This window comes from Roseibium sp., assembly GCF_965216085.1.
GTDB lineage: Bacteria > Pseudomonadota > Alphaproteobacteria > Rhizobiales > Stappiaceae > Roseibium.
Genome location: NZ_OZ244138.1, coordinates 2,172,544 through 2,198,992, shown reverse-complemented (window position 1 = coordinate 2,198,992; position 26,449 = coordinate 2,172,544). Strand labels below are relative to the sequence as shown.

21 protein-coding genes and 1 pseudogene are annotated in these 26,449 nt (G+C 53.8%); 8 read left to right on the top strand and 14 right to left on the bottom strand.

Going from position 1 to position 26,449, the window contains the following annotated elements; translation table 11 throughout:
* Nucleotides 1–16: 16 nt before the first annotated feature.
* The 3 genes from ACOOFE_RS10230 to ACOOFE_RS10220 all read right to left on the bottom strand — a co-directional run bounded on the left by ACOOFE_RS10230 (nucleotide 17) and on the right by ACOOFE_RS10220 (nucleotide 4,452).
* Nucleotides 17–1,951 carry a PrkA family serine protein kinase gene (locus ACOOFE_RS10230; protein ID WP_420414830.1) on the bottom strand — a complete coding sequence of 645 codons (1,935 nt, stop codon included), beginning with the start codon at nucleotides 1,949–1,951 and terminating at the stop codon, nucleotides 17–19.
* A gap of 460 nt (nucleotides 1,952–2,411) precedes the next feature.
* Nucleotides 2,412–3,059 (bottom strand): substrate-binding periplasmic protein, encoded by a 648-nt coding sequence (locus tag ACOOFE_RS10225; protein ID WP_420414829.1) that lies wholly within the window; start codon nucleotides 3,057–3,059, stop codon nucleotides 2,412–2,414.
* 403 nt (nucleotides 3,060–3,462) lie between these two features.
* Nucleotides 3,463–4,452: a fatty acid desaturase gene (locus ACOOFE_RS10220; RefSeq protein ID WP_420414828.1), complete on the bottom strand. Its 990-nt coding sequence runs from the start codon at nucleotides 4,450–4,452 to the stop codon at nucleotides 3,463–3,465.
* 311 nt (nucleotides 4,453–4,763) lie between these two features.
* Here ACOOFE_RS10220 and ACOOFE_RS10215 point away from each other — a divergent pair, with 311 nt between their 5' ends.
* The gene (locus ACOOFE_RS10215) at nucleotides 4,764–6,245 is read left to right on the top strand and encodes a protein adenylyltransferase SelO (RefSeq protein WP_420414827.1); all 1,482 of its coding nucleotides are present in this window, start codon (nucleotides 4,764–4,766) and stop codon (nucleotides 6,243–6,245) included.
* A gap of 24 nt (nucleotides 6,246–6,269) precedes the next feature.
* Here ACOOFE_RS10215 and ACOOFE_RS10210 read toward each other — a convergent pair whose 3' ends face one another.
* Nucleotides 6,270–7,127, bottom strand: coding sequence for a GNAT family N-acetyltransferase (locus ACOOFE_RS10210; RefSeq protein ID WP_420414826.1), 858 nt, complete (start codon nucleotides 7,125–7,127; stop codon nucleotides 6,270–6,272).
* 234 nt (nucleotides 7,128–7,361) lie between these two features.
* Here ACOOFE_RS10210 and ACOOFE_RS10205 point away from each other — a divergent pair, with 234 nt between their 5' ends.
* Nucleotides 7,362–8,072 carry a substrate-binding periplasmic protein gene (locus tag ACOOFE_RS10205; RefSeq protein WP_420414825.1) on the top strand — a complete coding sequence of 237 codons (711 nt, stop codon included), beginning with the start codon at nucleotides 7,362–7,364 and terminating at the stop codon, nucleotides 8,070–8,072.
* Nucleotides 8,073–8,256: 184 nt separating this feature from the next.
* Here ACOOFE_RS10205 and ACOOFE_RS10200 read toward each other — a convergent pair whose 3' ends face one another.
* From ACOOFE_RS10200 to ACOOFE_RS10185, 4 genes and pseudogenes are all read right to left on the bottom strand, one after another.
* On the bottom strand, nucleotides 8,257–9,027 hold the full coding sequence (locus tag ACOOFE_RS10200) for a substrate-binding periplasmic protein (protein WP_420414824.1): 771 nt from the start codon (nucleotides 9,025–9,027) through the stop codon (nucleotides 8,257–8,259).
* A gap of 326 nt (nucleotides 9,028–9,353) precedes the next feature.
* On the bottom strand, nucleotides 9,354–9,674 hold the full coding sequence (locus tag ACOOFE_RS10195) for an antibiotic biosynthesis monooxygenase family protein (protein ID WP_141186325.1): 321 nt from the start codon (nucleotides 9,672–9,674) through the stop codon (nucleotides 9,354–9,356).
* A gap of 74 nt (nucleotides 9,675–9,748) precedes the next feature.
* A complete protein-coding gene (locus ACOOFE_RS10190) occupies nucleotides 9,749–10,441 on the bottom strand; it encodes a LysR substrate-binding domain-containing protein (RefSeq protein WP_420415560.1) in 693 nt (230 codons plus the stop codon).
* A gap of 108 nt (nucleotides 10,442–10,549) precedes the next feature.
* A pseudogene (locus tag ACOOFE_RS10185) lies at nucleotides 10,550–10,687 on the bottom strand (LysR family transcriptional regulator); the annotation flags it as partial.
* 132 nt (nucleotides 10,688–10,819) lie between these two features.
* On the opposite strand from ACOOFE_RS10185, the gene ACOOFE_RS10180 reads away from it, so the two are divergent.
* Both ACOOFE_RS10180 and ACOOFE_RS10175 read left to right on the top strand, forming a co-directional pair.
* On the top strand, nucleotides 10,820–11,005 hold the full coding sequence (locus ACOOFE_RS10180) for a YdcH family protein (protein ID WP_141186323.1): 186 nt from the start codon (nucleotides 10,820–10,822) through the stop codon (nucleotides 11,003–11,005).
* A gap of 26 nt (nucleotides 11,006–11,031) precedes the next feature.
* Entirely contained in the window at nucleotides 11,032–11,235 is a 204-nt protein-coding gene (locus tag ACOOFE_RS10175) for a hypothetical protein (protein ID WP_141186322.1), read from the top strand.
* A 126-nt stretch (nucleotides 11,236–11,361) separates the two neighbouring features.
* Here ACOOFE_RS10175 and ACOOFE_RS10170 read toward each other — a convergent pair whose 3' ends face one another.
* Genes ACOOFE_RS10170 through ACOOFE_RS10160 form a run of 3 tightly spaced genes read right to left on the bottom strand, consistent with a single transcriptional unit; the run spans nucleotide 11,362 to nucleotide 16,159 of the window.
* Nucleotides 11,362–14,469, bottom strand: a complete 3,108-nt coding sequence (locus ACOOFE_RS10170; protein ID WP_420414823.1) for an efflux RND transporter permease subunit — start codon at nucleotides 14,467–14,469, stop codon at nucleotides 11,362–11,364.
* 32 nt (nucleotides 14,470–14,501) lie between these two features.
* The gene (locus tag ACOOFE_RS10165) at nucleotides 14,502–15,596 is read right to left on the bottom strand and encodes an efflux RND transporter periplasmic adaptor subunit (RefSeq protein ID WP_420414822.1); all 1,095 of its coding nucleotides are present in this window, start codon (nucleotides 15,594–15,596) and stop codon (nucleotides 14,502–14,504) included.
* An 11-nt stretch (nucleotides 15,597–15,607) separates the two neighbouring features.
* The gene (locus ACOOFE_RS10160) at nucleotides 15,608–16,159 is read right to left on the bottom strand and encodes a TetR/AcrR family transcriptional regulator (protein ID WP_420414821.1); all 552 of its coding nucleotides are present in this window, start codon (nucleotides 16,157–16,159) and stop codon (nucleotides 15,608–15,610) included.
* Nucleotides 16,160–16,426: 267 nt separating this feature from the next.
* Between ACOOFE_RS10160 and ACOOFE_RS10155 the strand changes: the two genes are divergently transcribed.
* Nucleotides 16,427–17,200, top strand: coding sequence for a substrate-binding periplasmic protein (locus ACOOFE_RS10155; RefSeq protein WP_420414820.1), 774 nt, complete (start codon nucleotides 16,427–16,429; stop codon nucleotides 17,198–17,200).
* A gap of 117 nt (nucleotides 17,201–17,317) precedes the next feature.
* Here ACOOFE_RS10155 and ACOOFE_RS10150 read toward each other — a convergent pair whose 3' ends face one another.
* Entirely contained in the window at nucleotides 17,318–18,961 is a 1,644-nt protein-coding gene (locus tag ACOOFE_RS10150; protein ID WP_420414819.1) for an EAL domain-containing protein, read from the bottom strand.
* 426 nt (nucleotides 18,962–19,387) lie between these two features.
* Here ACOOFE_RS10150 and ACOOFE_RS10145 point away from each other — a divergent pair, with 426 nt between their 5' ends.
* Together ACOOFE_RS10145 and ACOOFE_RS10140 are read left to right on the top strand one after the other, a co-directional pair.
* Nucleotides 19,388–20,560, top strand: coding sequence for a hypothetical protein (locus ACOOFE_RS10145; protein WP_420414818.1), 1,173 nt, complete (start codon nucleotides 19,388–19,390; stop codon nucleotides 20,558–20,560).
* Between the two features lie 81 nt (nucleotides 20,561–20,641).
* Nucleotides 20,642–20,911, top strand: a complete 270-nt coding sequence (locus ACOOFE_RS10140; protein ID WP_420415559.1) for an alanine:cation symporter family protein — start codon at nucleotides 20,642–20,644, stop codon at nucleotides 20,909–20,911.
* A gap of 104 nt (nucleotides 20,912–21,015) precedes the next feature.
* Here the strand turns inward: ACOOFE_RS10140 and ACOOFE_RS10135 are convergent, their stop codons facing one another.
* Together ACOOFE_RS10135 and aspS are read right to left on the bottom strand one after the other, a co-directional pair.
* Nucleotides 21,016–22,803, bottom strand: coding sequence for an ABC transporter ATP-binding protein (locus ACOOFE_RS10135; protein WP_420414817.1), 1,788 nt, complete (start codon nucleotides 22,801–22,803; stop codon nucleotides 21,016–21,018).
* Nucleotides 22,804–23,010: 207 nt separating this feature from the next.
* Nucleotides 23,011–24,795 carry an aspartate--tRNA ligase gene (gene aspS, locus ACOOFE_RS10130; protein WP_141186315.1) on the bottom strand — a complete coding sequence of 595 codons (1,785 nt, stop codon included), beginning with the start codon at nucleotides 24,793–24,795 and terminating at the stop codon, nucleotides 23,011–23,013.
* Between the two features lie 796 nt (nucleotides 24,796–25,591).
* On the opposite strand from aspS, the gene ACOOFE_RS10125 reads away from it, so the two are divergent.
* Nucleotides 25,592–26,449: a hypothetical protein gene (locus ACOOFE_RS10125; protein WP_420414816.1), complete on the top strand. Its 858-nt coding sequence runs from the start codon at nucleotides 25,592–25,594 to the stop codon at nucleotides 26,447–26,449.

Here is a 26,449-nt window from a genome sequence, read left to right as displayed (position 1 = left end):
TCGGCCTCCAGCCGGGTTATCCGGCCTTGTTGACACGCATGTACCATTCGACAAGCCGCCGGACTTGGCGTTTTGTGTATCCATGGCTGGTCATGCGCTCGACAAATTCGTGGTGCTTGGCGTCGGTCTTCTTGTCGCGTTTGGCACCAAAGCTGATCACCGGAAGCAGTTCCTCGACCTTGCCGAACATCCGTTTTTCGATCACCTGCCGCAGTTTCTCATACCGCCGCCAATCCGGATTCCGGCCCTGGTTCTCCGCCCGAGCCCTAAGGACAAATTTGACCACCTCATTGCGGAAGTCTTTTGGATTGGCAACACCAGCTGGTTTTTCGATTTTCTCCAGTTCTTTTTCCAAGATTTCGCGGTCAAAGATCTGGCCGGTATCAGGATCTTTGTAATCTTGCTCCTCAATCCAGGCATCGGCGTAGGCGATGTAGCGGTCGAACAGGTTCTGACCATAGTCCGTGTAAGATTCCAGATAAGCTTTCTGGATTTCATTGCCGATGAAGTCAGCGTAATGCGTTGCAAGCTCGGTCTTCAGAAAATCAAGGTATTTGCTTTCGGTTTCATGATCGAACTGCTCCCGCCGGACCGCCTGTTCCAGCACATACATAAGATGGACGGGATCGGCCGAGATTTCTTCCGTGTCGTGGTTGAACGTCTCGGATAGAACCTTAAAAGCGAACCGGGTAGAAATCCCGTTCATACCCTCGTCGACACCGGCTGCATCCCGGTATTCCTGCATTGACTTGGCTTTGGGGTCAGCATCTTTCAGCATTTCGCCGTCGTAGACCCGGAGCTTGGAATAAAGAGTCGAATTCTCGTGCTCGTGAAGCCGGGTTAAAACACTAAACCTTGCAAGCAGCGGCAGGGTTTCCGGCGCACAGGGCGCTTCAGCCAGCGCACTTTCATGCAAGAGTTTGTCGTAAATCTGGGCTTCAGCCGTTGCACGCAGACAATATGGCACCTTGACCACACTGATCCGGTCGAGGAACGCCTCATTGTTTTTGTTGTTTTTGAATTGATGCCATTCAGATTCGTTTGAATGCGCCAGAATAAGGCCTTGGAATGGCAACGCGCCGATGTTTTCCGTGCCGACATAGGACCCTTCTTGGGTCGCTGTCAGCAGTGGATGGAGCACCTTGATCGGCGCCTTGAACATCTCGACAAACTCCATCAGCCCTTGTGTCGTCCGGTTGAGCGCCCCTGAATAGCTATAGGCGTCCGGATCGTTTTGGCTGAATTCTTCAAGTTTCCGGATATCCAGCTTGCCGACAAGCGCCGAGACATCTTGATTGTTCTCGTCCCCCGGCTCGGTCTTGGTGACACCGATCTGATGCAGACGAGAGGGATAGAGTTTAACGATCGAAAATTTTGAGATATCGCCGTCGAATTCCTGCAGCCGCTTCGCCGCCCATGGCGAAATCAGGCCTTTCAGAAGCCGGCGCGGGATATTGTATTTGTCCGCAAGCAGATCACCCATCTGGTCTGGATCAAACAGTCCTAAGGGAGATTCAAAAACCGGACTGATTTGATCTCCAGCTTTTAAAGCATAGATGGGTTCTTGCTCCATCAGCTTTTTTAAGATCTCTGCAATACTGGACTTGCCGCCGCCGACAGGGCCGAGCAGATAAAGGACCTGCTTGCGTTCTTCTAGGCCTTGGCTGGCATGACGGAAGTAACCGACGATCCGCTCGATCGTCGCTTCCATGCCATAGAGTTTTTCAAAGGGTTTATAGCGTTTGATCGTCCGGTTCATGAAGATCCGGCCAAGGAGCTGGTCCTGGCTGGTATCGACGATTTCCGGCTCACCAATCGCAGCCATCATTCGTTCAGCTGCGGTTGCGCGCATCAGAGCATTGTCCCTGCAGCCAAGCAGGTAGTCCTGGATCGTCAGTTCTTCCAGGCTCTTGTTTCTATAGTCTTCAGCGAAACGTGTATAAATCTCCATTTTGGGCTTCCATTTCAGGCGATTTGATAGCGTCACCCCCTCTATTGTAGATGGGGCTTCTACTCTCGAAGGCAATGAAAAAGCTGGCGTTTCACCGCTCAAATCGACTCAAAATGATTTGTTCTGATTTCCCGGCTGGGCCAGCAGCCTTTGCCATCTAAAATAGGATAATATGCAGGCAGGGTGTTGTGACGCATTTGGCGGAAACATCCACAATCAACATGCGAAATTATGAAAATAAGGCAAAAAAACGAGGATTGCGAAGCCCCGTAACGGATGAAGATTGCCAGACTTCGCAAACTCTCATCGAGATAAATGACGAGCGCAAAAGATAAATGTGAATCACATTACAGCCAGCTCAGACACGCGTCGCGCTTCTTAACGACAGAGCCTCAATTCAATTTCCAGCGGCCGATAATTTGCGATTTGCGCGATGCCATGCAGCGAAAGCTCGTATACATCACTGCACCGGTTTAAGATAGCTTTCCATGATCCGGCCGATTTCACCGCTGTTTTTCAGTTCGGCAATGGCTTGGTTCAAGGCCGGTAGATGGGCTGCAGCGCAGGGATGAACGCGGAGGGACAGCTCCGTGGTTTCTACCGTTTGCGCAAAGTTTATCTCCACACCCATGTCATTTGCGAGATATTGACCGACCGTTTTTTCAAGGATACCGGCCTTTGCTCTGCCTTGATGAAGCATCATAATCATTGTCCGTTCGGACTTGACGTCAAACCGCTCATCAAACTCAAAAGTGGGGTATCGATACCCTAGAATCGCTAAAACGGGCTCGTCCTTCACAGAGATTTGGTCCACGCCCTGGTCCGGCCCTGCATATGCAAGGGCGTCGATGTGTTTCATAAACGGTTCTGAAAAGTGCGAGTTCGCCAGCTCTTTATCGGAATACCACGTCGGTGAGACCCCAAATTCGAGCTGTACCTGACAGCTTTCAAACAGATACCGGCCACGGGTTGCCGGCATTACTTCCCATTTGATTTCGATGCCAGTGATGGCGGTGATCCGTTCGGCAATGTCGTAATAGATACCGCGCCGCGGCGCTCCTACCGGAAATAGGAAGGGCCGATACCCATCTTCCGCTTGCCCGGTCACAAGAACAGGGCGTTCTAAGCGCGGCTCCTCAGCAATGACTGAGGGAGTGCAAAACAGAAACAAAGCTGAAACAACAGCAGCCCATCTACTGAAGAACGCTGTTGCGCCCGAGATGTGCATTGCCTTTCTAACAAAAACTTGCCGAACCCCTCTATACGCGGCTTGGTCGCAGACCTCTGGAGTGCTGCTGCAAACAGATACCTTTGTCATCTGCAAGTGCCTCCCTAAGGCGTGAAGCCACTTTTTGAAGTTCCGTTGTCGGCCCAATTATGCGTCATCCGGCAAAAAAACGGTTATGAGCAGTCAACTATACGCCAGATAGCCGTATAGTTTGTAGATTGTCACAGATACTCAGAATCGGAAAAAGACTTTCCGCGCCGTCCCCACTCAAGACGACGCGATTTTACGCCTGTGCAAATGATACCAGGCGTCTGCTGTCTTCATCCCAAAGCGCCAGATGCGCGCACTTCAAGCTTTCCCAAAACGTCAGCCGGTTGATGGATGCCAATTCAGGCTTCGCGGCCATGCACTCCTGCAAACGGTAATTGGGAATGTGACTGCACAGGTGGTGAATATGATGCAGTCCAATGTTGCCGGTGAACCAATTCAGGATACCCGGCAGCTGGTAGTAAGATGAACCGAGCACTGCAGCGGTCTTGCGATCCCACTCCCCGTCCCTAGACCAATGTGTTTCTTCAAACTGATGCTGGACATAGAACAACCAAACACCCGCCGCACCTGAGAACACCACGATCGGGGCAAAGATCAAGACAAAGTTCACCCAGCCAAACAGTGCGCCGATTGCGCCGTAGACAACGACAATTGCTACGTTCAGCATAAGAACGCTGCTGGTCATTTTCCGTGAAGGTCTTTGCACGGTGAATGGCAGCCGCTGAATGATCAGAAAATGCACAACACCGCCCACGAACGTCATGATGAACGGATTGCGGTAAATCCGGTAATTGATCCGTTTCATCAATGGTAGCGCTTTGTATTCCGCTACCGTCAGCGTATCGATGTCACCAAAACCACGCCGATCGAGGTTGGACGAGGTCGCATGGTGAAGCGCATGGGCCCGTTGCCAATAGGCGTAAGGCGTCAAGGTTACGATGCTGATGAGCCGCCCCGTCAGGTCATTCGCCGTTTTGGACGCAAAAAACGATCCGTGGCCGCAATCATGCTGAATGATAAAGAAGCGGATGATCATTCCGGCTGCAGGCAGCGACAAGGCAAGTGTAATCCAGTAGCTGTAATCCAAACTGAAATACATTGCGCCGATCAGCGCTATAAATGGAATGACGGTGGTTACAATCTGCCCAATCGCAATTCCAGTGTTGGGCGTGCGGAACTGCTCGCAATGCGCGGCAAGGTCCTTAATCTGATTAGGCTGCAATGGAACATCCCGGCATTTTAAAGATCGGGACTATTCCCTTGGGACACGTGGTGACAGACCCGCGGTGACTGGTCAACGCGCCTTCCGTCGCACTCCCCATAAAGTTCCCTATTTCGGCCATTTTTGCTGGTCTTTTCATCAATAGATTGCACTGACCTGCGTCGCCACCGATCAATCAGTGATTTTTTGGAGATACCGCCGAATCTGGCAAGAGCTTTTCTTTACGTGTTTTTTCGTATCAAAGGCTCGAAAGCAGATGCGCTGGCGACTATATTCTGCCAGCGTCTTTAACAAGTTTTCCAAGACCGGATATGACCAGCCAGCCACCGCTCTTTCAGTTCGATAATACCTATGCCCGGGACCTGCCGGGTTTCTATGTCGATTGGCAAGGGGCAGCTGTGCCTGACCCCAAGATGGTGTTGTTCAACGACGACCTTGCCGACGCCCTCGACCTGGATGCGGCGTCTTTAAGCGGGAAAGACGGGGCTGCGATCTTTGCCGGTGTGTCCCGGCCTGAGGGAGCATCTCCCCTCGCCCAGGTCTATGCGGGTCACCAATTCGGCGGGTTTTCTCCGCAGCTCGGCGATGGGCGGGCGCTCTTGATCGGTGAAATCATCGACCGCCAAGGTCAACGCCAGGACATTCATCTAAAAGGCTCTGGCCGTACACCGTTTTCGCGCGGTGGCGATGGCAAAGCTGTGATTGGACCGGTGCTCAGGGAGTATATCCTCGGCGAAGCCATGCATGCGCTCGGCGTACCCACCACCCGGGCCCTTGCCGCAGTCACCACAGGCGAGATGATCCAGCGCGAGGGCTCAAAACCGGGCGCCGTTCTAGCCCGAGTGGCTTCCAGCCATTTGCGGGTCGGCACATTTCAATTTTTCGCGGCAAGAAGCGAAACAGACAAAGTCCGTCAGCTTGCCGATTATGCGATCGCCCGGCACGATCCTGATCTGACCGGCGAAGATGATCGCTATCTAAAGTTTTTCAGGAATGTGATCGAACGGCAAGCGGCCCTCGTCTCCAAATGGATGCTGATCGGGTTTGTGCATGGCGTGATGAACACCGACAACACCACAATTTCCGGCGAAACCATCGACTATGGCCCCTGTGCCTTTATCGATGCCTACGACCCCGCAGCCGTCTTCAGTTCCATCGATCATGGCGGACGATACGCTTTTGGCCGCCAGCCGACAATCCTGCAATGGAACCTGGCTCGACTGGCCGAAGCGCTGCTTCCTTTGTTCGATGCGGAAGATTTAGACCGGGCTGTCGGGCTCGCTTCCGCAGAACTCGATCGGTATCCAGAGCTCTATAAAGCAGCCTGGACAAAAGGTATGGGCCAAAAACTCGGCCTTGAAACCTTACAGGATGACGACGTTCAATTGTTCGAAGAGCTTCTCAGCACGATGACAGAGCAAAAGGCGGATTACACGCAGGTATTCCGGAGGCTCTCTGAGGCCGTCAATGGAAATGACAAAAGCGTCAAAACGCATTTTGCGGACCCCACCCGCGTCAGCACGTGGTTGGACCGGTGGATGCAACGGCTTGCTAAAGAAGCAAGACCATCGGGTGAGATCATCGCTTCCATGAACCGGACCAATCCGATCTACATACCGCGCAATCATAAGGTGGAAGAGGTTTTGTCGGCGGCAGAAAGGGCTGACTATGCTCCGGTTAAAGCGCTGCTTGCGATGCTGCAAAATCCGTTTGACGAGCGCCCCGGATTAGAGGCCTTTGCCGAACCCGCTCCTACAGATTTCGGCCCCTACCAGACCTTTTGCGGCACCTAATCGGGACAAGCTTGTAAGGCCGATTTAGAACTGCAATCGCATTTCATATTGGCGCAGAACTTCTTCACCGCCTAACGCAGTCAAAAAGGCTGTAAGTGTTGTTGCTTCCGCATCAACATTCATAAAGGACAGCAGCTCCGTATCGACGGCCCTTGCCAGACCACCAACAAGCGCCGTGCCAACACCCTGCTTGCGAACATCCTTGCGAACCGCGATCTGGGCTACCGCACCGCCTTGATAGATGGCGCCCCACCCAATCAGCGCACCATCCTGTTGAAACGCGCCCATGATTTTGGTGGTCTCTGGCTGGCTGCCAATCGCCGCCCGGCTGTTTTGCGGGGTGGCTTGCACGTCTTCGAAAACCTCAATGTGCGCAGGCAGATCATAAACTGGCAAAGGCCGGATTTCGAAACCATCTGCCACTGAAACCGAATGGAGTTCAGCAGGTACCTTATAGACCAGCAGTTCGCGGGCCCGCCGGAATCCCATGGCTTCATAGACGGCAACAGCCCCGCTGTTTGTGGTAATCACTTCGTGTTGCAGGCCCGATGCGCCGTCCGCTTGGCAGGCGTTAGAGACCATATGAAAAAGTGTTTTGATTAACCCCTTGCGCCTGTAGGCGGGCACTGTTCCTGTCGACAGTGTGTAGCAGCGGTTTCCGTAGTCTTTCAGCGGTGCGCTGGCCAACCAGAATGCGGCTATTTCATTTCCAGACCGGGCGACAAAGGAATGCTCGGCTGAAAAACCGCGCTGAACTTGAAAATCCTTGAAAGCCGAAACGTCCATTTGCAACGGAACCACATAGTCGGAGAACGCAAGATTGAGCGCAGCACACAGATCTTCGGCTGCGATATCACTGCAATTTGTCACTTCAATTGGCATGGAACAGTCCACAGGTGGATTAGATGATCAAAACTGCAATGGTCAGACGAAAATCGCATTGTCAGTTGTCCGATCAGCAATAGTCACAATCTCGATTTCCGTCAATATTTCAATAACCTAGTTCATGTTTTTCCGGAATTTTCAACACACCGCGTAACCTATTGTAGTGACCTTTCCCCTCTAATCAGGCAGGCCAAAAAAGACCGGACAAGGTCGCTCCAGAAAGGAACAATTATGAAATTCGCTACCGGACTTATCGCGCTTGCTGCAGCTACAGTGATGTCACCAGCTATGGCGGCGGATATCAACCTGACAACGGAAGAATACAAGCCGTTCAACTACACGGATGGTGACAAGATTGTCGGATTTGGCGCAGACCAGGTGTTTGAAGTCATGAACCGCGCTGGTCTTTCCTATGATGTAGAGATGGCTCAGTGGTCACGCGCCATTGGCCTTGCAGAGAAGAAAGCGGATTATTGTGTCTTCACAGCCTCCCATACGGCTGAACGCGATCCCAAGTTTGTTTGGGTAGAGCCCCTTAACGTCGACCGGACGCTTCTGATGAAAAAATCCGGTTCGGATGTGAACCCGTCGACAATTGAAGACGCGAAAGCCTTCACGGTTGGCACTCAGTCACAAGACTACACAGAGTCCCTTCTCAAGGATCAGGGGTTTCCAAAAATCGACGCTGCAAAGAACATGGAAACAACCTTGAAGAAGCTAGATGCAGGCCGGATTGACCTGGTTGCAGTCTCCGAGGCGTTCTACAACAGTTTGAAAAAGGACGGTAAAGACGTCGATATCGCGGTCGTTCTGTCTGAAACCGTGCTGTCCATGGCTTGTAACCCGGGCACAAACGCCGGAAATGTCAAGAAGATGCAAGATGCCCTGAAATCGATGATCGACGACGGAACACAGGCTAAAATCCTAGCCAACTACCAATGAGCTAGACAGACGTTTTCGCTGACTGAAAATGTAAACGGCCCCTACGCACACGAGTGCCGGGGCCGTTATTGTATTCGGCTGATCGAGATACCCGGCCGAGCTAACAACCTTATACCGCACAACACCTTGGTCGATCTTTTCTCGCCCAAAGGAAACAAACGCGGTCGAGAGGTTCATCCGTAAGTCAATTAATCGGTTTCGGCCGGATATAGGACCCGATGATGCGCTCAAACTCGCCGTTTGCCCGTATGATGGCCATACCGCGGTTGAAGGCGTCGACGAAATAAGGGCCGTCTTCAGTCTGCCGGGAAATCAGCAGATGGTAAGACCAGGGATAGGTCAAACTCTCAAGATGACTGATCCGGTTCCGTTGGTCTTCCGTCAGATATTCGCGAACAGCATCATAGCCGCTGGTTTCCAATTCTGGCACAAAATCCACCCGCCCCATTGCGAGCATCTGGAAGAGTTGCTGGTTGTTCGGAACACGAGCTACAATGATTGAATCATTCTCGACCAACGGGGTAAACTGCCGGCCAAATGCACTTGAATCCAAAGCCCCCATAACCTTGCCGGTTAGATCTTCCGCTTTTTGGGCCGCAACCGGATTGTCGTGAGAGAAGAACACGACTTCCCGCAAAGTAAATAGAGGATCGCTCGGCAGATACAGGCGCTCGCGCTCTGGTGTCAGCACCCACATGAACGTGCCGTCCCATGCCCCGCGTTCCACAAGCATCATCGCCCGGTTCCAAGGGAAGAACCCATACTCAACTTCAATGCCGACAGCTTCAAAAGCTTTTGTCACCAACTCCGAAGCGGCCCCATATTCGGGCAAGTTTTCGGATTGATATGGCGCCCATTCGCCGTTGGTTAGGCGTATCTTGGTGGGTTTGCCGGCAGCAGCAACGCTGACGGACATACACAGAGCGAGGAGTTGGATAAGCAGAAGTCTAAACAAAACGAAATCCCCCGGCTGGGATTTTTGCGATAACCCAATAGTGCCATGCCTTTATAGTTTTCCCAAGTAAGTTTTTTATTTTATCTAATCAGGATTAATTCCTCTTCGCGCGCCGACCGTAAAGGCAGCCAAATATTATATTTGCCAGCCCAACTAAATTACTATCCACTTCCAGACTATACATGCGGGACAATGCATACACCTAAGCAAAAAAATTTTGCAGACACGCAGAACCTTGGACAAAACCAGTTTATCTCTAAGACTGACATCTAAGGCATGCTGCAAAGGCGACTATCTACGATTTGCCTGCGCTAAATCCACTCAATTTATGCGAAGCTCTCCGCGACGTCGTACATCACCGGCTCGAAACTCTTGCACAGCGCCGAGATCCGGCGATTGCGCTCGCGCATTTCTGGCGAGCGCAGCATGGCCAGAAAATCATCGCGCTTGCGCCATTGAGAATAGTTGGCAATCCGGGTCTGAGCGTCGTTCACATGCAGACCGGCGCCTATAAACCCTGGCTGATGCTGGATGAAACTGTCATAGGCGTCTTTGAGTTCTTCCAGGAGGTCTAAACAAGTCCCCGGGGTCATTTCGAACGTGGTGATGACGGTCTGGCAATCGGTACCGGCGGAAATCTGGGGCATGGCACATCTCCGTTGAGTTTCTTCAAGGCTGACATGATTTTCCCGAAGGGGCAACTTGATCGCCATATTCCTTTTCATGACGACCGGATTGCAACGATTCCTGGAACCTGCATGGTTTCAACGGCTCTATACGACACTTCGAACAGCTCTTCGAAGTGTTCCGAACGGGCACTTTCCCGGCGCCAAGCAATACAGATAGTTCGGCTTAGGTTTGCGTCTGCTACATTTTTCAATAGGACATCCGGCTCTTTCCCGAATTCAGACGCAATGTATGCGGCTGGAAATAGACACAGTCCCATGCCGATGGAAACCATCTGGCGCAAAGCATCGAGACTTGTGCCTTCATAATCTTGCCGGAACTCCGCCCCTGCCGCGTGGGCCAGGGCCTGCACATCATCGTGTAATCGAAATCCCTGGCTGAGCGTCAGAAGCCGCTCTCCGCGTAACATCTCCACCGGAATAACGTCCAAGCCGGCAAGCGGATGAGATTGGGGCACGGCAAGCGACAACTCTTCCCGGCACAGTTGAAGAGCCTGTAGACGCTCAGTGCCGGTCAGGTCCGGCGAAATGATGCAATCCAGACTGCCGTCAAGGATCTGTTGTTCTAGAACCGCAGGCCGGTCTTCGCGGATGTAAAGCTCCAAGCCAGGGTAGCTCGATTTTAGAATCGGCAGCAAATACGGCATGAAATACGGCCCGAAGGTGGATGGAACACCCAGGCGTATCAATCCGCCCAAATTTTCCCGTCCTGCCTCAGCCGCGGTCACAAAATCGTCCAATGCCTCCAAGGCGCGCCGGGCCAAGGGCAGCAATCGTTCGCCTGCAGCAGTCAAACTGATCCCGGCAGCGCCCCTTTCCAAAAGTGGCGTCTCAAGACCTTCCTCTAATATTTTGAATTGATGAGATAATGTTGGCTGAGAGACATAGCAATTTTTCGCTGCGTTTCCGAAATGCGCGCACTCTGCGAGTGCTATGAAATACTCAAGCTGCCTGGCAGATGGCCGATATCCCATATCAGTTTACCTCCAACACTTACCAGACATAGAGATAATCTATCGATATGATTGAAACAATGTATTTCAACTATCGAGATTTCATTTCCATATGAGGAGGTGTCAAAGCAACACTTTTTGAGGAGCCCGATAATGCACGCACGCCTGACTTCCTTGCGCAAACAGCACGGTACACTGGACAGCCTGATCCGGCGTGAGGAGCTGCACGCTTATCCAGACCGTGAGCACATCCGGGCACTCAAGAAGTTCAAACTGCGTATGCGTGATGAAATTCAGCGCATCGAACTGTCGATGAATTGCACTCAGTCTGCAGCCTGACCCCAAATTTCGAAAGGAACTAACCGATGACTTTGTTCTGGCCTTATTACGGGATCAACGCATTGCCGTCCGGGTCCGCATCCCGGCGCTCCCGCTTGCGGGATTTGGAGGCCCGGATGGACTCCTTCCTGGTCGAAAAGGAAAACTCACACGGCGTCTGCACCAGAGTTCTGGGTAACGTCAAAGAGTGCAAATCCCGCCTGCGCGGCGAGTTGGCACACTTGAAGTAGATCCACACTGCCCGGTCCCATCCGGCCTCTCGTTTCCGCCAGGGGCGGCCCACCAGCCGGGCATTGCCGCCTGCCACTCAGAGCTTTCAAGAAAGAAGGCTTTGCTGGCAGGCGGTTTGTTTTTGACTATTCTCCGGCGGCAGGCTGAGCGTCCGTCGGCATTGCCGGTGATTTAGATTGATCTGCCTTTGTCGGGCGAACCCGGAAAAACAGCGCGTATAACACCGGGGCAGCAATCAGCGTCAGCACTGTCGCAAAGGCCAACCCGCCCATGATGGTCACCGCCATTCCCCGGAAGAATGCATCCGACAACAACGGCGCCATACCCAGGATCGTAGTAATCGCAGCCAGCATTACCGGCCGCATACGTGAGACACTCGCCTCGACAATAGCCTGATACTTCTCTTTGCCCTCACCGATCATCAGATCGATTTCCTCAAGCAACACGATCGCGTTTTTGATCAGCATGCCTGATAGCGACAGGAAGCCGAGCAAAGACATGAAACCGAACGGGGTGTCGGTCGCCAAAAGCGCAATCGCGACACCGTTGATCGACATCGGGACCATCAGCCAGATAATCAGCGGCTGGCGGATCGATCCAAACAGCAGGATTGAGATGATCAACATCACCAGAAAACCAAGCGGCAGCTGTGCCCCAAGGGATGCCTGGGCATCGTTGGTACTCTCGTATTCGCCGCCCCACTCCAATGCATACCCAGCGGGCAGGACAATGGCTTCGATTTGAGGCCGGACACGGGCCAGGGCCGCTGTTGCTGTTTCACCGCCCGTCGTCTCCGCCTGGACTGTAATCGTGCGCACACGGTTGCGACGCTGGATCAAGGTATCCTGCGGCTCCATGACAAATTCGCGCACGACCTGATCGACCGGTACATACCTGCGTTGGCTGGCGCTCCAGACAACGGAGTCAGACACGCTTTCATTGACCGAAATGCCGTCTGTGCCCGCTTTTCTCGCGACTATCGGAATGCTCTCATCAAAGTCGCGATACGCGCCAACCTGCACACCTTCGGTGGCAAACTGCAGGGCCAGAGATAACTCCTCTCGGGTAATCCCGGATATGCGAGCCCGGTCTTCATCAAAAACCGGCCGGACGACGAGTTCGCGCTGACGCCAGTCAGTGTTGATGTCGGCGAGCTTGTTATCCGGCAGAGAGAAGATGGCCTTAGCCTCATCACCTAGGCGTTTGAGTGTATTCGCATCCGGTCCGGAAAAACGTGCTTCGATCTTCGCGCCGCCGCCAGGCCCAAAAACCAACCGTTTGGTGATGACCTGAGCTGAGGGAAATTTCTCCGAAAACTGTTCTCGGAGATCCAACGCGAGCCCGTCGATCACCTCCCGGCTTGTGGTCCGGATGATCATATGGCCATAGGCTGGATTGTCATCCTCCGGACCATAGGTCAGCATGAACCGCGTGGCACCGCCACCGGCAAAACTGGTGACTGTGCTGACCCGATCATCGGCCAGAACGATGGCTTCCATTTCCTTCAAATTCGCTTCCGTTGCCCGGATATCAGTGCCCTGAGGCGTCCAATAGTGGACATAAAAAAGCGGCGTGTTGCTGTCTGGAAAAAACGCCTGTTTGACGTTGCCGAAAGCCATGACACAGGCAACCGTGATCCCGATCAGAACGGCAATCGTCAGAAGACGGACATGCAAGGTGCCAATCAGGAACTTCCGGTAGATCGTGTAAAGAATGCCTTTGTAAGGATCGTGGTCACCATCAACATCTTCTGCCGTACGGAAAAAATACTTGCCGAACAAGGGTGTTACGGTGATTGCAAATACCCAGGACAACAGCAGTGAAATCCCGATCACAGCAAACAGGGAGAACAAGAATTCGCCCGTCGCATCCGGCGACAGACCAATCCCGGAAAACGCCATGATCCCGATAACGGTGGCCCCCAGCAGCGGCCACATGGTCTGCTTGACCACTTTGCTCGCAGCTTCAATCGCTCGCATGCCGCGCTGCATGTTGATCATCATGCCCTCGGCAACAACGATGGCGTTGTCAACAAGCATCCCCATGGCAATGATCAGCGCGCCGAGTGAAATCCGTTCCATTTCAATAGCAAACAGACGCATGAACAGAACTGTTGCCATCACGGTCAACAACAAAACTGTTCCGACGACCAGCGCAGCACGCCACCCCATGAACAACGCCAAAACACCGATCACAATGACCACGGAAGCGGCCAAATTGATGATAAATCCGTTCACCGATTCATCGACCACGATGTTTTGTTCATAGATCGGATGGATCTGCATCCCGACCGGGAGTAGCCCTTCAATTTCAGCGAGTTTTTGAATGACCCGGGCCCCGACTTCCACGATGTTGGTGCCGTCGACTTGGGACACCCCGATGGTAACGGCCTCCTGACCATCATGGCGGATCAAGCGCGATGGCCGCTCCGGTTCGCCCAGTTCGAGCGTTGCGATGTCAGACAAGCGGATCATCGCGGTGGAGCCCGGACGGCCGATCACAAGATCCTGGATCCCCCGAAAATCATCAAAGGCCGAGGCCGTCATCAGACGGATCCGTTTGTTTCCAGAGATGCCCGAACCGTTGGTTTGTATCCGGTTTTCAGCGTCCAAAACGCCGATAATGTCGGTCATCGATATGCCAAGGCCGGCAATCTTGTCGTGATCAACATTGAGGTAGATGACATCTTCCGGTTCACCGGAAATATCCACTTTGCCGACCCCGGTCACCGTCAGCAATTCGCGGCGAATGCGCTTGACCGTTTGGCGAATGTCCCGGTTGGTATAGCCGTCTGCTGTAAAAGCATAAAACAGGCCATAGACATCGCCGAAGTCATCATAGACCAAGGGCGTTCCTGCCCCTGCGGGCAATTGGCGCTGTTCGTCGCTGACCTTGCGGCGCAACTCGTCCCAGACCTGCGGCAGCTCCGTGCCGTCATAAGTGTCTTTGATCTCGACCCGGATACGCGACAGGCCAGGTTCGGAGACCGAAGTGATTTTCTTGAGCTGCGGCATCTGCTGAATGGCAGTTTCCAGAATTTCGGTGACTTCGTTCTCAACCTCTGCTGCAGTCGCACCTGCATAACCGGTGATGACTTGGGCTTCCTTGATGGTGAAAGCCGGGTCTTCCAGGCGGCCGACGGTGCTCAGTCCCCACAGGCCGCCAAGCAGCGCCATGACAACGATCATCCACGTATTGACCGGTTTTTGGATGGAATAACGTGCAATATCCAAGGGATCTAATCCTTGTTCCTAATGTCGTGGGATCAGCGCAGCGGGCGCACGACCTGGCCTTCGCTCAAGAAGGCGGCTCCAGCGGATACGATCTCTTCACCAGCACCAAGTCCGGCGCTGACGGGAATGTAGTCGCCCATAATGGTGCCGACTTCCACACCTCGCTTGGCGACAGCGCCGCTTTTGTCATCAAAGATCCAGACGAAGGACTTGCCATCCCCATCGATCGCGACTGCCCCCGTTGGGATCAGGAACATTTCTCCGAGCTCCAGCCCTTCCGGTAGAAATTTGACCCGAACCGAAGCGGTCATACCCGGGAACAGCTGGTCGGCATCTTTACGCGGCATGGCCAGCGTGACCCGGTACGTCTGGGTCACATCATCCACTTGCGACGAATGCTCCCGATAGATCAGAGGAAACCAGACATCTTTATATGCTGGGAACCTGGCTTCCATAGAAACCACTTCCGTTTCCGTGACCCGGCCGAACAGAGCTTCAGCGACGTTAATATCCACCTGAACTTCAGAGATGTCATGCAACCGCACCACAGGTGTTCCGACGCTCACTGTTGTGAAATTGTCGATCAGGCGCAGCGATACGATCCCGTCAAAAGGAGCGCGCAAATCGGTGTATTCCAGATCCTGCTTGGCTTCCTTCAAGCGCTCGACCGCCAGATCGTATTTGTCTTTCTGGGCGTCAAAAGCCGAAACAGAGATGACTGACCGGTCGCGCAGCGTTTCCAACCGATCCAATTCCCTCTTGGCCTGTTCAACATTGATGGTCGCCTCACGTAGAGCCCGGTCATAATCAGCCGTTTCCAGTTTGCCGATCAGATCTCCCTTGGAGACCTGCTGACTTTCCAAAACCGGCAACTCCACCAGCCGGCCCTTAACTTGGAATGACAAATCCACGGTCTGAACAGCTGCGACACGGCCGGCAAAACGCCGCTCGATCAGACCAATCTGATCCGTGACTGTGAACAATTTCGCCGGGCGTGGTGCGGCGTGCAATTTCGCTTCCGCCTCCGCAATTGGGTCCACCACATCTTCCTGACACGCGCCTAAAAACGCCGCCGATAGCACAATAACCGCCGCCTTGGCAGCCGGCGCCCTCAACAATGCCAACATTGATATCCGTCCTATTTGTTCAATTCTGCCAGCCGGGCGCGTAATTCGCTGAATACCGCGGCACGATCGTCGTCTGTCAAAGTGGAAACGCAATGCGCTTCAGAAAAATGCAGCCCTTCAAGGCTTGTCCATATTGCGAAAGCTGCGCCAAGATCCCCGGTCTCTTCCAAAATCGCAGCGCGCAATCGAAGCTTCACATCAATGAAGGGCTGTCTTAAGTCTGGTTTGTCGGCCGTCGCCGGTAATATAGCACGAGCCACGTCCCTTTGCTGACGGAGCCAACCTTCCGTAACATCGACCATTGCCGCCAGAGTTGGCGATTTGGACGCCCTGTTCACGTCTCGCGCAGTTGCGATTTCCGCTTCGAACTTACCGGCTAGAAATTCCACCATCCCCCGGATAAGCGCGTCTTTGGTTGGGAAATTATAAAGCAAGCCTCCCTTGGAAAAGCCCGCTTCTTCGGCGACAGCTTCAAGCGTCAGAGCAGCCGTCCCGGACTGGGAGACAACTTCCAGCGCAGCCAGCAGGATCTGGCCCTTGGTATCCTTGGTGTTTTTTGACATGGCTCACATTTTCCAAACCGTCCAGCCGGTACAGTAAGTCTTCATATAAACCGTCCAGCCGGTACAGTAAAGATGAGGCTTTTCTCCAATGCATCATTTGGTCTTTGTCGGGCAACCAGAAGTGCCTGCAACCTGTCGAAAGGCCGTTGCGACATACCGTTGGCCGATTGCCTTTCCCGAAACACCACCTATGAAGTCGGGTAATTCCCCGCCGATCTGTTTCCTTTTGCCAAGCGCCTCATGCTAACCTTACGGAAGAGAGGCTCCATGAATTTTCTGTTCTCAATTTGCCTGACCATAAGTCTGTTGCTCAGCGTTCCAATTGCTATGGCGGACACCTTTCGTGTCGCTTCTCCACATCTGGAAGGGCTTGTGAGCAAAGACGGCCAGTCCGGAATGTTAGTCCGCGCTGTTACCGAGATATTCGAACGCACTGGGCATTCAGTCGAGATTTCCGTGGTCCCAAGCAGACGGGTTCCCGTCCTGCTCAAAACAGGCAAAGTCGATTTTGGAATGCCTATCCTCGAGATAGAAATGTCGGAGTATGAGACGTTCTCGACCGAAAGGTCCGTGCCGATGATATTCCGCCGGGATTTCGTGTTTGTCCGAAAAGGAAATGCAATCCCAAAGACCGCAAAAAACCTGCGCGGAAAAACCCTTGCAGCAACACTGGGTTACGGCCTGGACCCGGCGATCCTGCAAGATCCAGACATAAAGATCAGCTACACGGACTCTGATTTATCTGCGGTTCAGATGGTCGATCTTGGACATGCAGACGCTTATATCTCCGATGAGTTCGTCGTCCTTCAGGCCATGAAGAAAGCCGGGATCGATACTCTGATCCACAATCCCGAACGGCCAATGTTTGTTTATGGAGCAGCTCTCGTCGCAGCAACACCAAAGGCCTTCGAAATCTTACCTGACTTGAACGGTACAATCCGGGGAATGTGGTCAAACGGAATGATGCAAACACTCTTGCCGTTTAATAACATTGACGACTTCCGAACTTATGTTAGTCAGCTGTCCTTGGCCCCTAACTAAGTTTTTCCAATAGCCACCCATTCCAGCTTGGTCGCATGGGTGCACAAAGGCATAGTTCGAAACTGCACCGGCCAACAATCGTTGCTGAGAAAACCGCATACCGCTTTTGGGGACGCGCTAAGCAGCAGCTTCCGACATGGCAGCTTCCGCAGCAGCCTGTTCCGCAGCTGCAGCTTCCGCAGCGATCCGCGCCCGTTCACGGGCTTCATCTTCGATCCGCTCGGCAAACTCGATGAACTCTTTAGCAGGCATTGGCTGCGCAAAATAATAGCCCTGGGCCGCAGTCACACCAAGTTCCATCAAGCGGTCAATCTGCTCTTCTTCCTCAACACCCTCAGCGATAATGCCCATGCCAAGGTTATCGGCCAGCTCGACCATAGAATCGACGATGGTGGTCGAATTGTCATCGGAGCTGATGCTGTCGATAAACATCTTATCGATTTTGATGATATCGACACCGAGTTTCTGCAGATAGGCCATGCCGCCATGGCCGGTTCCAACGTCATCGAGTGCGACACGAACACCGAGAGCCTGCATTTCCGCCATGATCTTGCGGGCAAGGTCCATGTCTTCGAGCGGATAGCGCTCCGTAACCTCAACCACGATTTGCTGGTAGGAGATCTCAGAGTTTTCAAAGATCGACTTAATGTCAGCAACAATTTCGCGATCAAGGAAATGACCCGCAAACAGGTTTATCGACAGTTTGAAGTCCGGGTTTTCACCGTAGAGTTTGCCGACTTCTTCGCTCGACACCCGCATCATGTGTCGGGTCATGTCAAAGATATGCCCATTGGCTTCCGCGTAGGCCATGAATTGTCCTGGTGAGACGATCATGCCATTCGGCCGCCGCCAGCGCATCAACACTTCGCACCCACGCACCCGCTTGGTTTCAATATCCATAACAGGTTGATAATACGGAATGAACTCGCCATTGCGGATCGCAGCAACAAATTCGTCGTTTGCTTCGCTTTCCGGCCGCCAAGAATACCAGACACCGATCGCAACAAACAAAAGCGCAATCCCTGCACAAGCAGCTGCTGCAATCACTTTGAGTTGCTGAACCACTTGAATTGCAGCGGATACCGGTGCCTTGACCGTAGCAATCAATGGATAAAGCTCGGACGCCACGTCCACGCTGAGCATTTTACTCGGATCAGACTCTTCAGAAGTATAACCGCCAACACTGTACCACAGTAGATTATCGCCAAGCCGGAGTTCAGTCCGGCGATAGGACCGCAAATACTCCGGTCCAGGATCCATTGCGATCACGGAGGGTGTAACCTCTGCAAACAATCTGTTTTCGTTTTTCAGATCCCAGCTGACAACCGCGGCCCGTGCACCAAGGTATTGGCGCTCCAACATGCCAATGCCGACCAACGGACCATCGGTTCGCAACGGTGGCAATACCACCTCGGCCGTAAGCTCCCTGTCTGGAATGATGCACATGCGCTGGCCCGATGCATCAACCATGCCGATAGCATCGATCATACCGTATTCGATAATCAGCTGTTCATAGATCGCCCGGTCTTCTGCCGCACATGTCTGGACGTTATCCCGGTCAAGGCGCTGCAGAAGTGACACCGTCGTGGTTATGGCTTCTTCAGCCCTGTGGACCGACACCTGTCCCATCGACTGCATTTCTTCAAGCGCACGGCTTTCTGCAAACTGGTTCAGGATAATGTTGATGACAAATAGCGGTGTGGTCGCCAGAACAAGGGCAACCAGAACCGTTTTTGCAAATCCGAAATAGCGAAAGGGCAACGCACAGACCTATCGTGAACACAGTCCTGCCAACCATGCCGTAAAATGGGTAAACAAGCGCTGAATATGTGATGAATTCTTAATCCTGAAAGCCGAATTTTAAGATACACAGCAAGGCTCTGGCATCTGTTTGGTGAATTCAAATTGACAATCTGAAATCCATTTTCTGCACCATTCGAAACAGGGCTATCCAGCGCCTAGTCCAAACAACGGATTACGAATGAAATTGAGGATAATGGATCGTAGTGTGACATCCGTCACAATCTTGCCTTAACAACTGGGTGACAAGACTTTTCACATGAGGCATCAGACCTTGATCGCTTCTGACACCGGTCGCAAATAATAGGCATCTAATTGGCGTGGCTGGTATAAACTATGGCCTACTTTGGCATCGGCCTCTGACACTGCTTGGTGGAGTATTCAAAAATGTTTGCCCAAAAATCCCGGATTAGCCTTGGCCTTTCAACCGCGATCGGCCTTTTTCTCGCTCAAGCAGGCCCGGTTCTGGCGTTTGATGCCACCGGTGTACCGGTCGCAGATGCCTTTCTGAAACTGCTCGACTCTGAAGAAGGGGATGTCGAGAGCTACGGAGCGGTCGCCGAAAACGGCGGTGTGATCACTATATCCGATCTGGTCCTCAAGAGTGATGGTGATGATGACGAAAAAGTCACCGTTGCGACAACGACTTTGAGCGATGGCATGGTGCTTGATAATGGCCGGTTGAAACTCGGCGGACTGCAGCTGGACAATCTGGAGCTGGTTGCAGACGATGGCGGAATGACAATGGCCACCATGTCGGCCACTGACGTCGTCCTGCCCGCGCCAGAAGAAATCAAGGATGGCACTCCGAACGTCGACCCGAGCTACAAGACCGTGGAAGCCTCCACGATTCAGATCAATGACGAGAATGGCAAAATTGCCAATATCGACAAGATCACGTCTACCATCGACAGCATGGACGGGGATCAACCGACCAGCGGCCGTTTCGCGGTAACCGGTATCGTTATTGATGTGAAGCAAATCCAGGCTGACGAAGCCAAGACCCTTCAGGAGCTTGGGTATGAGACCCTTTCCATGAATGTCTCAGGCTCCGGCAAGTGGGATCCGGATGCGGCGACCATCAACATTCCAGACCTGAAGATAGATGGCGAAAACGCTGCTGCCTTGTCTTTGTCCGTATCGCTTGGCGGTGTCACCCGGGAAGTCATCGAAAAGCTAAATACGTCTTCCGACAATCCGGATGAATCCATGGCTCTCATGCAGAACATCTCCGTGTCCAACGTTAAGATCCGGCTGGACGATGCGTCGCTCACGGGGCGGATCCTGGACCAAGAAGCCAAGAAGGCTGGCATTGAAACACCACAATATGTCGCCGGACTGACGGGCTCGCTCCCGCTGATGCTCGGCATGCTGCAGAATAAGGAACTGGAAGGCCAAGTGGCCGCAGCCATCACGCAGTATCTGAACGATCCAGGCTCACTGGAAATCAGCGCCTCCCCGGATAGCCCCGTACCTTTTGCGCAGGTTATGGGCGCGGCCATGATGGCTCCACAAATGATCCCGCAACTGCTCGGGGTATCGATCCAGGCGAACCAATAAACAGCGACCTAAGTGATCTAGAGAACCTGATCTGCTTCGGATACTACTGCAGCTTAAGGAACAACAAAAAAGGCTGACCACATTGGCCAGCCTTTTTATTGTTTCGGAGATATCAAGTCTCCAGATGCCTGCTCGGCATCCTATTTCACCCTTGTCCGAGCGACATCTACCCAAGTTGTCATAGGAGCTGCTGCAAATCTCGGCCTGGTCATTGAATTCTCAGACACGGCAATCTTTTCCATGGGAGTGGTCAACATCGTCGAGCTCTATGTCTTGTTGCCGGTGGTTAAGCGGGAGCTGGAAACCTACATGAGCCGTTCGAAGAGCACCCAATTTCAATCAGCCAACTGAACTAGAACAGTCGACTCAGGCACAGCTCCTTTGTCCATGGTTCGTGTGAATTAGTTCTGAAACACAAAGGTCCACGCTTCAGCTAACGCGCTTGAGCAAGCCGCCTATTCCGCAGCTTCCGTCTTGTCCTGAAACTGCAGATCGCACAGACGGCGGTAGATGCCGTCGTGATCATAGAGCTTGTCATGTGTCCCGCTCTCAACAACCTTGCCCTGGTCCATAACGTGGATTTGGTGGGCGTGGCGCACCGTCGACAGCCGGTGGGCAATCACCAGAGTGGTCCGGCCTTCCATTAATGTGTCCAGAGCCGATTGGATCTTGGCTTCAGATTCCGCATCAAGTGCAGAGGTCGCCTCGTCCAGAAGAAGGATCGGCGCGTCGCGCAACATGGCCCGGGCAATGGCGATCCGCTGACGCTGGCCGCCTGAGAGATTGCTGCCCCCCTCCCCGGCACTGGTTTCATAACCATCCGGCAGCTCGGTAATGAACTCATGAGCGTTGGCCGCTTTCGCCGCTGCCTCAATCTGCGCCTGTGTCACGTCCGGAACGCCGACAGCAATGTTATCGCGCAGGCTCATGTTGAAGAGATACGCTTCCTGGCCGACATAGGCGATGCTGCCTCTCAATGAGGCAATCTGAACATCCCGAACCGATCGCCCGTCAATGCGGATGTCGCCGCCTTGCGGGTCATAAAACCGCTCAATCAGCGAAAAGACCGTCGACTTGCCCGCGCCAGACGCGCCAACCAGTGCGGTCATCTTGCCCGGCTCAGCGGTGAAGGATGCCCCATTCAGTGCCGTGCCCTCGCCGTAGGAAAACCGGACATCCTCGAAGACAATTTCACCTGCCGTCACTTCAAGCGCCTTAGCGTCCGGCTTGTTGGTCAAATCCGGTGTTTCATCGAGCAACTCGTACATCAGCTTGAGGCCGACCATCTCGCGGCCGAGATTGACATTCAGCCGGGCCAGCCGGCGGGCCGGATCATAGGCCAGCAGCAGCGCGGTGATGAAGGAGAAGAGCGCTCCTGGATCCTGGCCCAGCTCCACCACAGAGTAGCCGCCGTAGAAAATCACACCTGCGATCGCGAAACCGCCGAGAGTGTCCATCATCGGCGAGGTTCGGGCGCTGAGCGCAGCAATCTTGTTGGCCTGCGACTGCACGTCCTCAACGGAATAGCCCATGCGCCCGCGCATCGCCTCTTCCATGCCAAAGGCCTTGACCACCCGAACACCCAGCACCGTCTCCTGCAGGGCTGCCGTGATTTTCGCGGTGGACACCACCTGGCGGTTCATGTGTTTCTTCACCCGCCGGATCAATACGGCAACCCCGATGACGGCCGGCGGCATGATGACAAACGCGAAGAAACTCAGAAGCGGATTTTGAACCACCATCACGATCACAAGACCGATGAGCGTCAAAAGATCACGCCCCAAAGAGACGACCACCATGTCCATCGTCATGCGCGCGGACGTGACACCCTGGGTGACGATAACGTTGATTTCCGCCAGCGACTTGCGATCGAAGTAAGCCTGATCCTGCTTCAGGATGTGGTCGAACAGCCGCTTTTGCAGGCTGGCAATGATCCCATTGCCGACCCGGGCCAAAACAACAAGCTGACCGTAGGTGGCAACGCCTTTGACTGCAAAGATCACCATCACGACGCTGGCGATCACATAGACCATCTGCTTGTCGCGTTCGACAAAGACCTCGTTGACCACATCGCGCATGATCCAGGCGCTGGCCGCGGTCGTGGCCGCAACCAGCCCCATGAACAGGAAGGCCAGCGCGTATTGCGGAACATAGGTCTTCAGGTTCTCCCCGAAGAGGCGCCGGATGAGCGGCACCGTTCCATCCGGGTCAGTCCCAGCGTTCAATTTTTTAAAATTGAGCACGCAAACTCGCCTTTCCTAAACGCCGCCGGAACCTCTTCCGGTAAAAGCGCCACCACCTTGTCCGTCGTGTTTAGCGCGATTCGATAAGTCAGTGAGGACTGACGAACCGGAAGACACCGCCAAACATGACAGAGGCCAGCAAAGCCGGCCTCTTTTGCTCCGGCAGACCGGAGCCTTTTATCAGAAATTTCCGAACACCCGGAATTCTTACTCTTCCGGCAGATTCAGCCGCAAATGCAGCTCACGTAGCTGAGCCGTTTCCGCTTCATTCGGCGCGCCCATCATCAGGTCTTCCGCCTTCTGGTTCATCGGGAACAGCATGACTTCGCGAATGTTAGCTTCATCAGCCAAGAGCATCACCATCCGGTCAATCCCGGCCGCACAGCCACCGTGTGGCGGTGCGCCATACTGGAATGCGTTGACCATGCCGCCAAAGCGCTTGTTGACCTCTTCCGGCGGATAACCGGCGATTTCAAAGGCCTTGTACATGATTTCCGGCTTATGGTTCCGGATCGCCCCGGACACCAGCTCGTGACCGTTACAGGACAGGTCGTACTGCCAGCCGAGGACTTCAAGCGGGTCGCCTTCCAGGGCTTCCATTCCGCCCTGCGGCATGGAGAACGGGTTGTGCTCAAAATCGATCTCGCCGGTTTCTTCGTCCTGCTCGTAGATCGGGAAATCGACGATCCAGGCAAATTCGAACCGGTCCATATCAGTGTGGCCGAGTTCCTCACCGATGATGACACGCGCCTTGGCGGCGACCGCCTGGAACTGCTTCGGCTTGCCGCCCAGGAAGAAGGCCGCATCGCCGACGTCAAGGCCAAGCTGCTGGCGGATCGCTTCGGTGCGCTCCGGACCAATGTTCTTGGCCAGCGGACCAGCCGCTTCCATGCCGCTGCCGTCTTGCGCTTCCCGCCAGAAGATGTAGCCCATGCCCGGCAGGCCTTCGCCTTGCGCGAACTTGTTCATGCGGTCACAGAACTTGCGGCTGCCGCCTTTCGGAGCCGGTATGGCGCGGATTTCCGTGCCCGGCTGCTCCAGAAGGTTTGCGAAGATCGCAAACCCGGATCCGGCAAAATGTTCAGACACGATCTGCATCTTGATCGGGTTGCGAAGATCCGGCTTGTCGGTGCCGTACCACAGCGCTGAATCCTTATAGGAAATCTGCGGCCAGTTGCGGTTCACCGGACGGCCGTTGCCGAACCGCTCGAAACAGCCTGCCATCACCGGCTCGATTGTGTCGAAGACTTCCTGCTGGGTGACGAAGGACATCTCCATGTCCAGCTGATAGAAGTCGGTCGGTGACCGGTCAGCACGCGGGTCTTCATCGCGGAAACACGGCGCAATCTGGAAGTACTTGTCGAAGCCGGAGACCATCAGCAGCTGCTTGAACTGCTGCGGCGCCTGCGGCAGCGCATAGAATTTCCCCGGATGCAGACGGGACGGCACCAGGAAGTCACGCGCGCCTTCCGGAGACGAGGCCGTGATGATCGGGGTCTGGAATTCGTTGAAACCGATATCCCACATGCGGTCACGCAGATCGCGCACCACATTGGAGCGCAGGATCATGTTGTTGTGCAGCTTTTCGCGGCGCAGATCCAAGAAGCGGTACTTCAGGCGCACCTCTTCCGGGTACTCCTGCTCACCGAAGACCGGCAGCGGCAGTTCCTTGGCAGATCCCAGGATTTCCATGTCGCGGATGAAGACTTCAATCTCGCCTGTCGGCAGATCCGGATTGATGGTCTCATCGGTCCGCTTCTTCACGGTCGCATCGATGCGGATACACCATTCGGAGCGCACGGTTTCAGCCAGGCCAAAGGCTGAAGAATCCGGATCGACCACACACTGTGTCATGCCGTAGTGGTCGCGCAGATCGATGAACAGCACCCCGCCATGATCTCGGACCCGGTGGACCCAGCCGGAAAGACGGATGGTCTGGCCTTCGTCGGACAGACGCAGATCACCGCAAGTATGGCTACGGTAGGGATGCATTCTCGTTCCTCGATTCTTCACTTCTCAACGCTGCGCGTCTGATAACGCGTCCAAGGCGTCACGGCACAGAAAATCATTACGGCCCGCAGAACGCAGGCCGTGCGCGCTGCACAAGCCATGAAGGGCGGCAAAAGTCAAGGGACGGCTGGCATGCACCGGAAAGAGACGCGTTTTATCTAACGGGAGTCCACAACAGACATTTGTTTTGGCCTGAGCCCAATGCGTGATACCATCACTGGCAGATTTAAAAGTTACTCGATTTTGTTGCATCCGCCTGCTTTTGGGCACTCCCTATGAATAAGGGAACTACATTATGAGTTTTGTTAGAACGATCCTTGCTCGCATTTTATTGATCTGTTGCGGAGTTGCAGCTGTTTCGTATCAGCCTGGGTATGCTCAATCGCTCTCTTTGGACAGTATTCCGGGCTTTCGAGAAACCGCGCCCCTTCTTCAGTCACCCATCATAGATCACGGCCTGTTTGACGCTGAGAAGTTCAATCGCATTCTTGAACTCAGCGAAACAGCACCAAACCCGGTTTGCTGCCAGTTAGATGACGGGCTGCCATACTACAATTTCAAATCTGCGAACGAATGCGCAAGCCACCTCATTGTGAGCGACGAGCTCTGCAGAGCGAAGCCTTTCGACTGTTGTTGTCTGGATGATGACGGACCGGGAACAGAAGGAACATGGGGGCCGAAATCAAGTTGTTCACGAGCATTGTGCAATGTGAATGTGCTCGTTAACGTAGAAGCCGGAATCTGCCGCGTCCCCTTGTCCGAGGAACGCCAACCCCGGTTGCAACCTTCATCTTTCACGATTGGCCTTGCCCAGCGCCTCGAGAAGCTTGGCCAAAAGCTCGCACCGGGTCTCGGGTCATCCGGGCAGGCGTTATGCGATGCCTCCAAACTGAAACCCGGCGAACCCTGCTTTGATGTTACACAATGCACTCTTGCCGCAAGCGGATTTGTCGAATGCCGGCAATGTGCAACAAAGGGCGGACAGACCTGCGGCGACTGGAGCTGCTCCAAGAAACCAGATGGCACCAAGGGACTGTGTGCCCGCGCCTGCATGCCCGCTCCCCGTGTGTGCCGGAAAGCGCCGTCCCCGGTCAAATACCGCAACTCTGCGAGCTGCCATTTCAAGGCTGAAAACCAAACGGATGCGTCGGCCAAGAAATTCTACGATCTCAGCAACGGCAATAGGGACGTGCACAACAAGATGGTCCGCGTGATGAACGCCGTGTCGGCATACACCAAATACATCGATGGCCAGGAGGCTTTTCTGATCGCAGCCATCAACGCCGGAACACGGCCAAACCAATGTCCGGACAAGTTTGATGACGGCAAAGGCGGCACAATCACCAAGCATGTCGATTGCGACAAACTGAAAAACAGCAAATGCCTGTTTGACGATGCTTACATTTTCTCACAGGCCGCCTTTTCCATCAAAGACGCCACGATGAAGAAACACGTTCAGGACTTCCTTGAAGGCGTCATGGTCTACATCAACATCAACCTGATCACCGACCTTGGCGACCTGACCAACAATCCTCAGGCTGGAAAACAGGAAATCAAAAAACGCAAGGACGCGTTCAATGCGCTGCTCAACCATGTCAACAACGTCATGCGACCGTACGTGCAATCTAACCCGTAA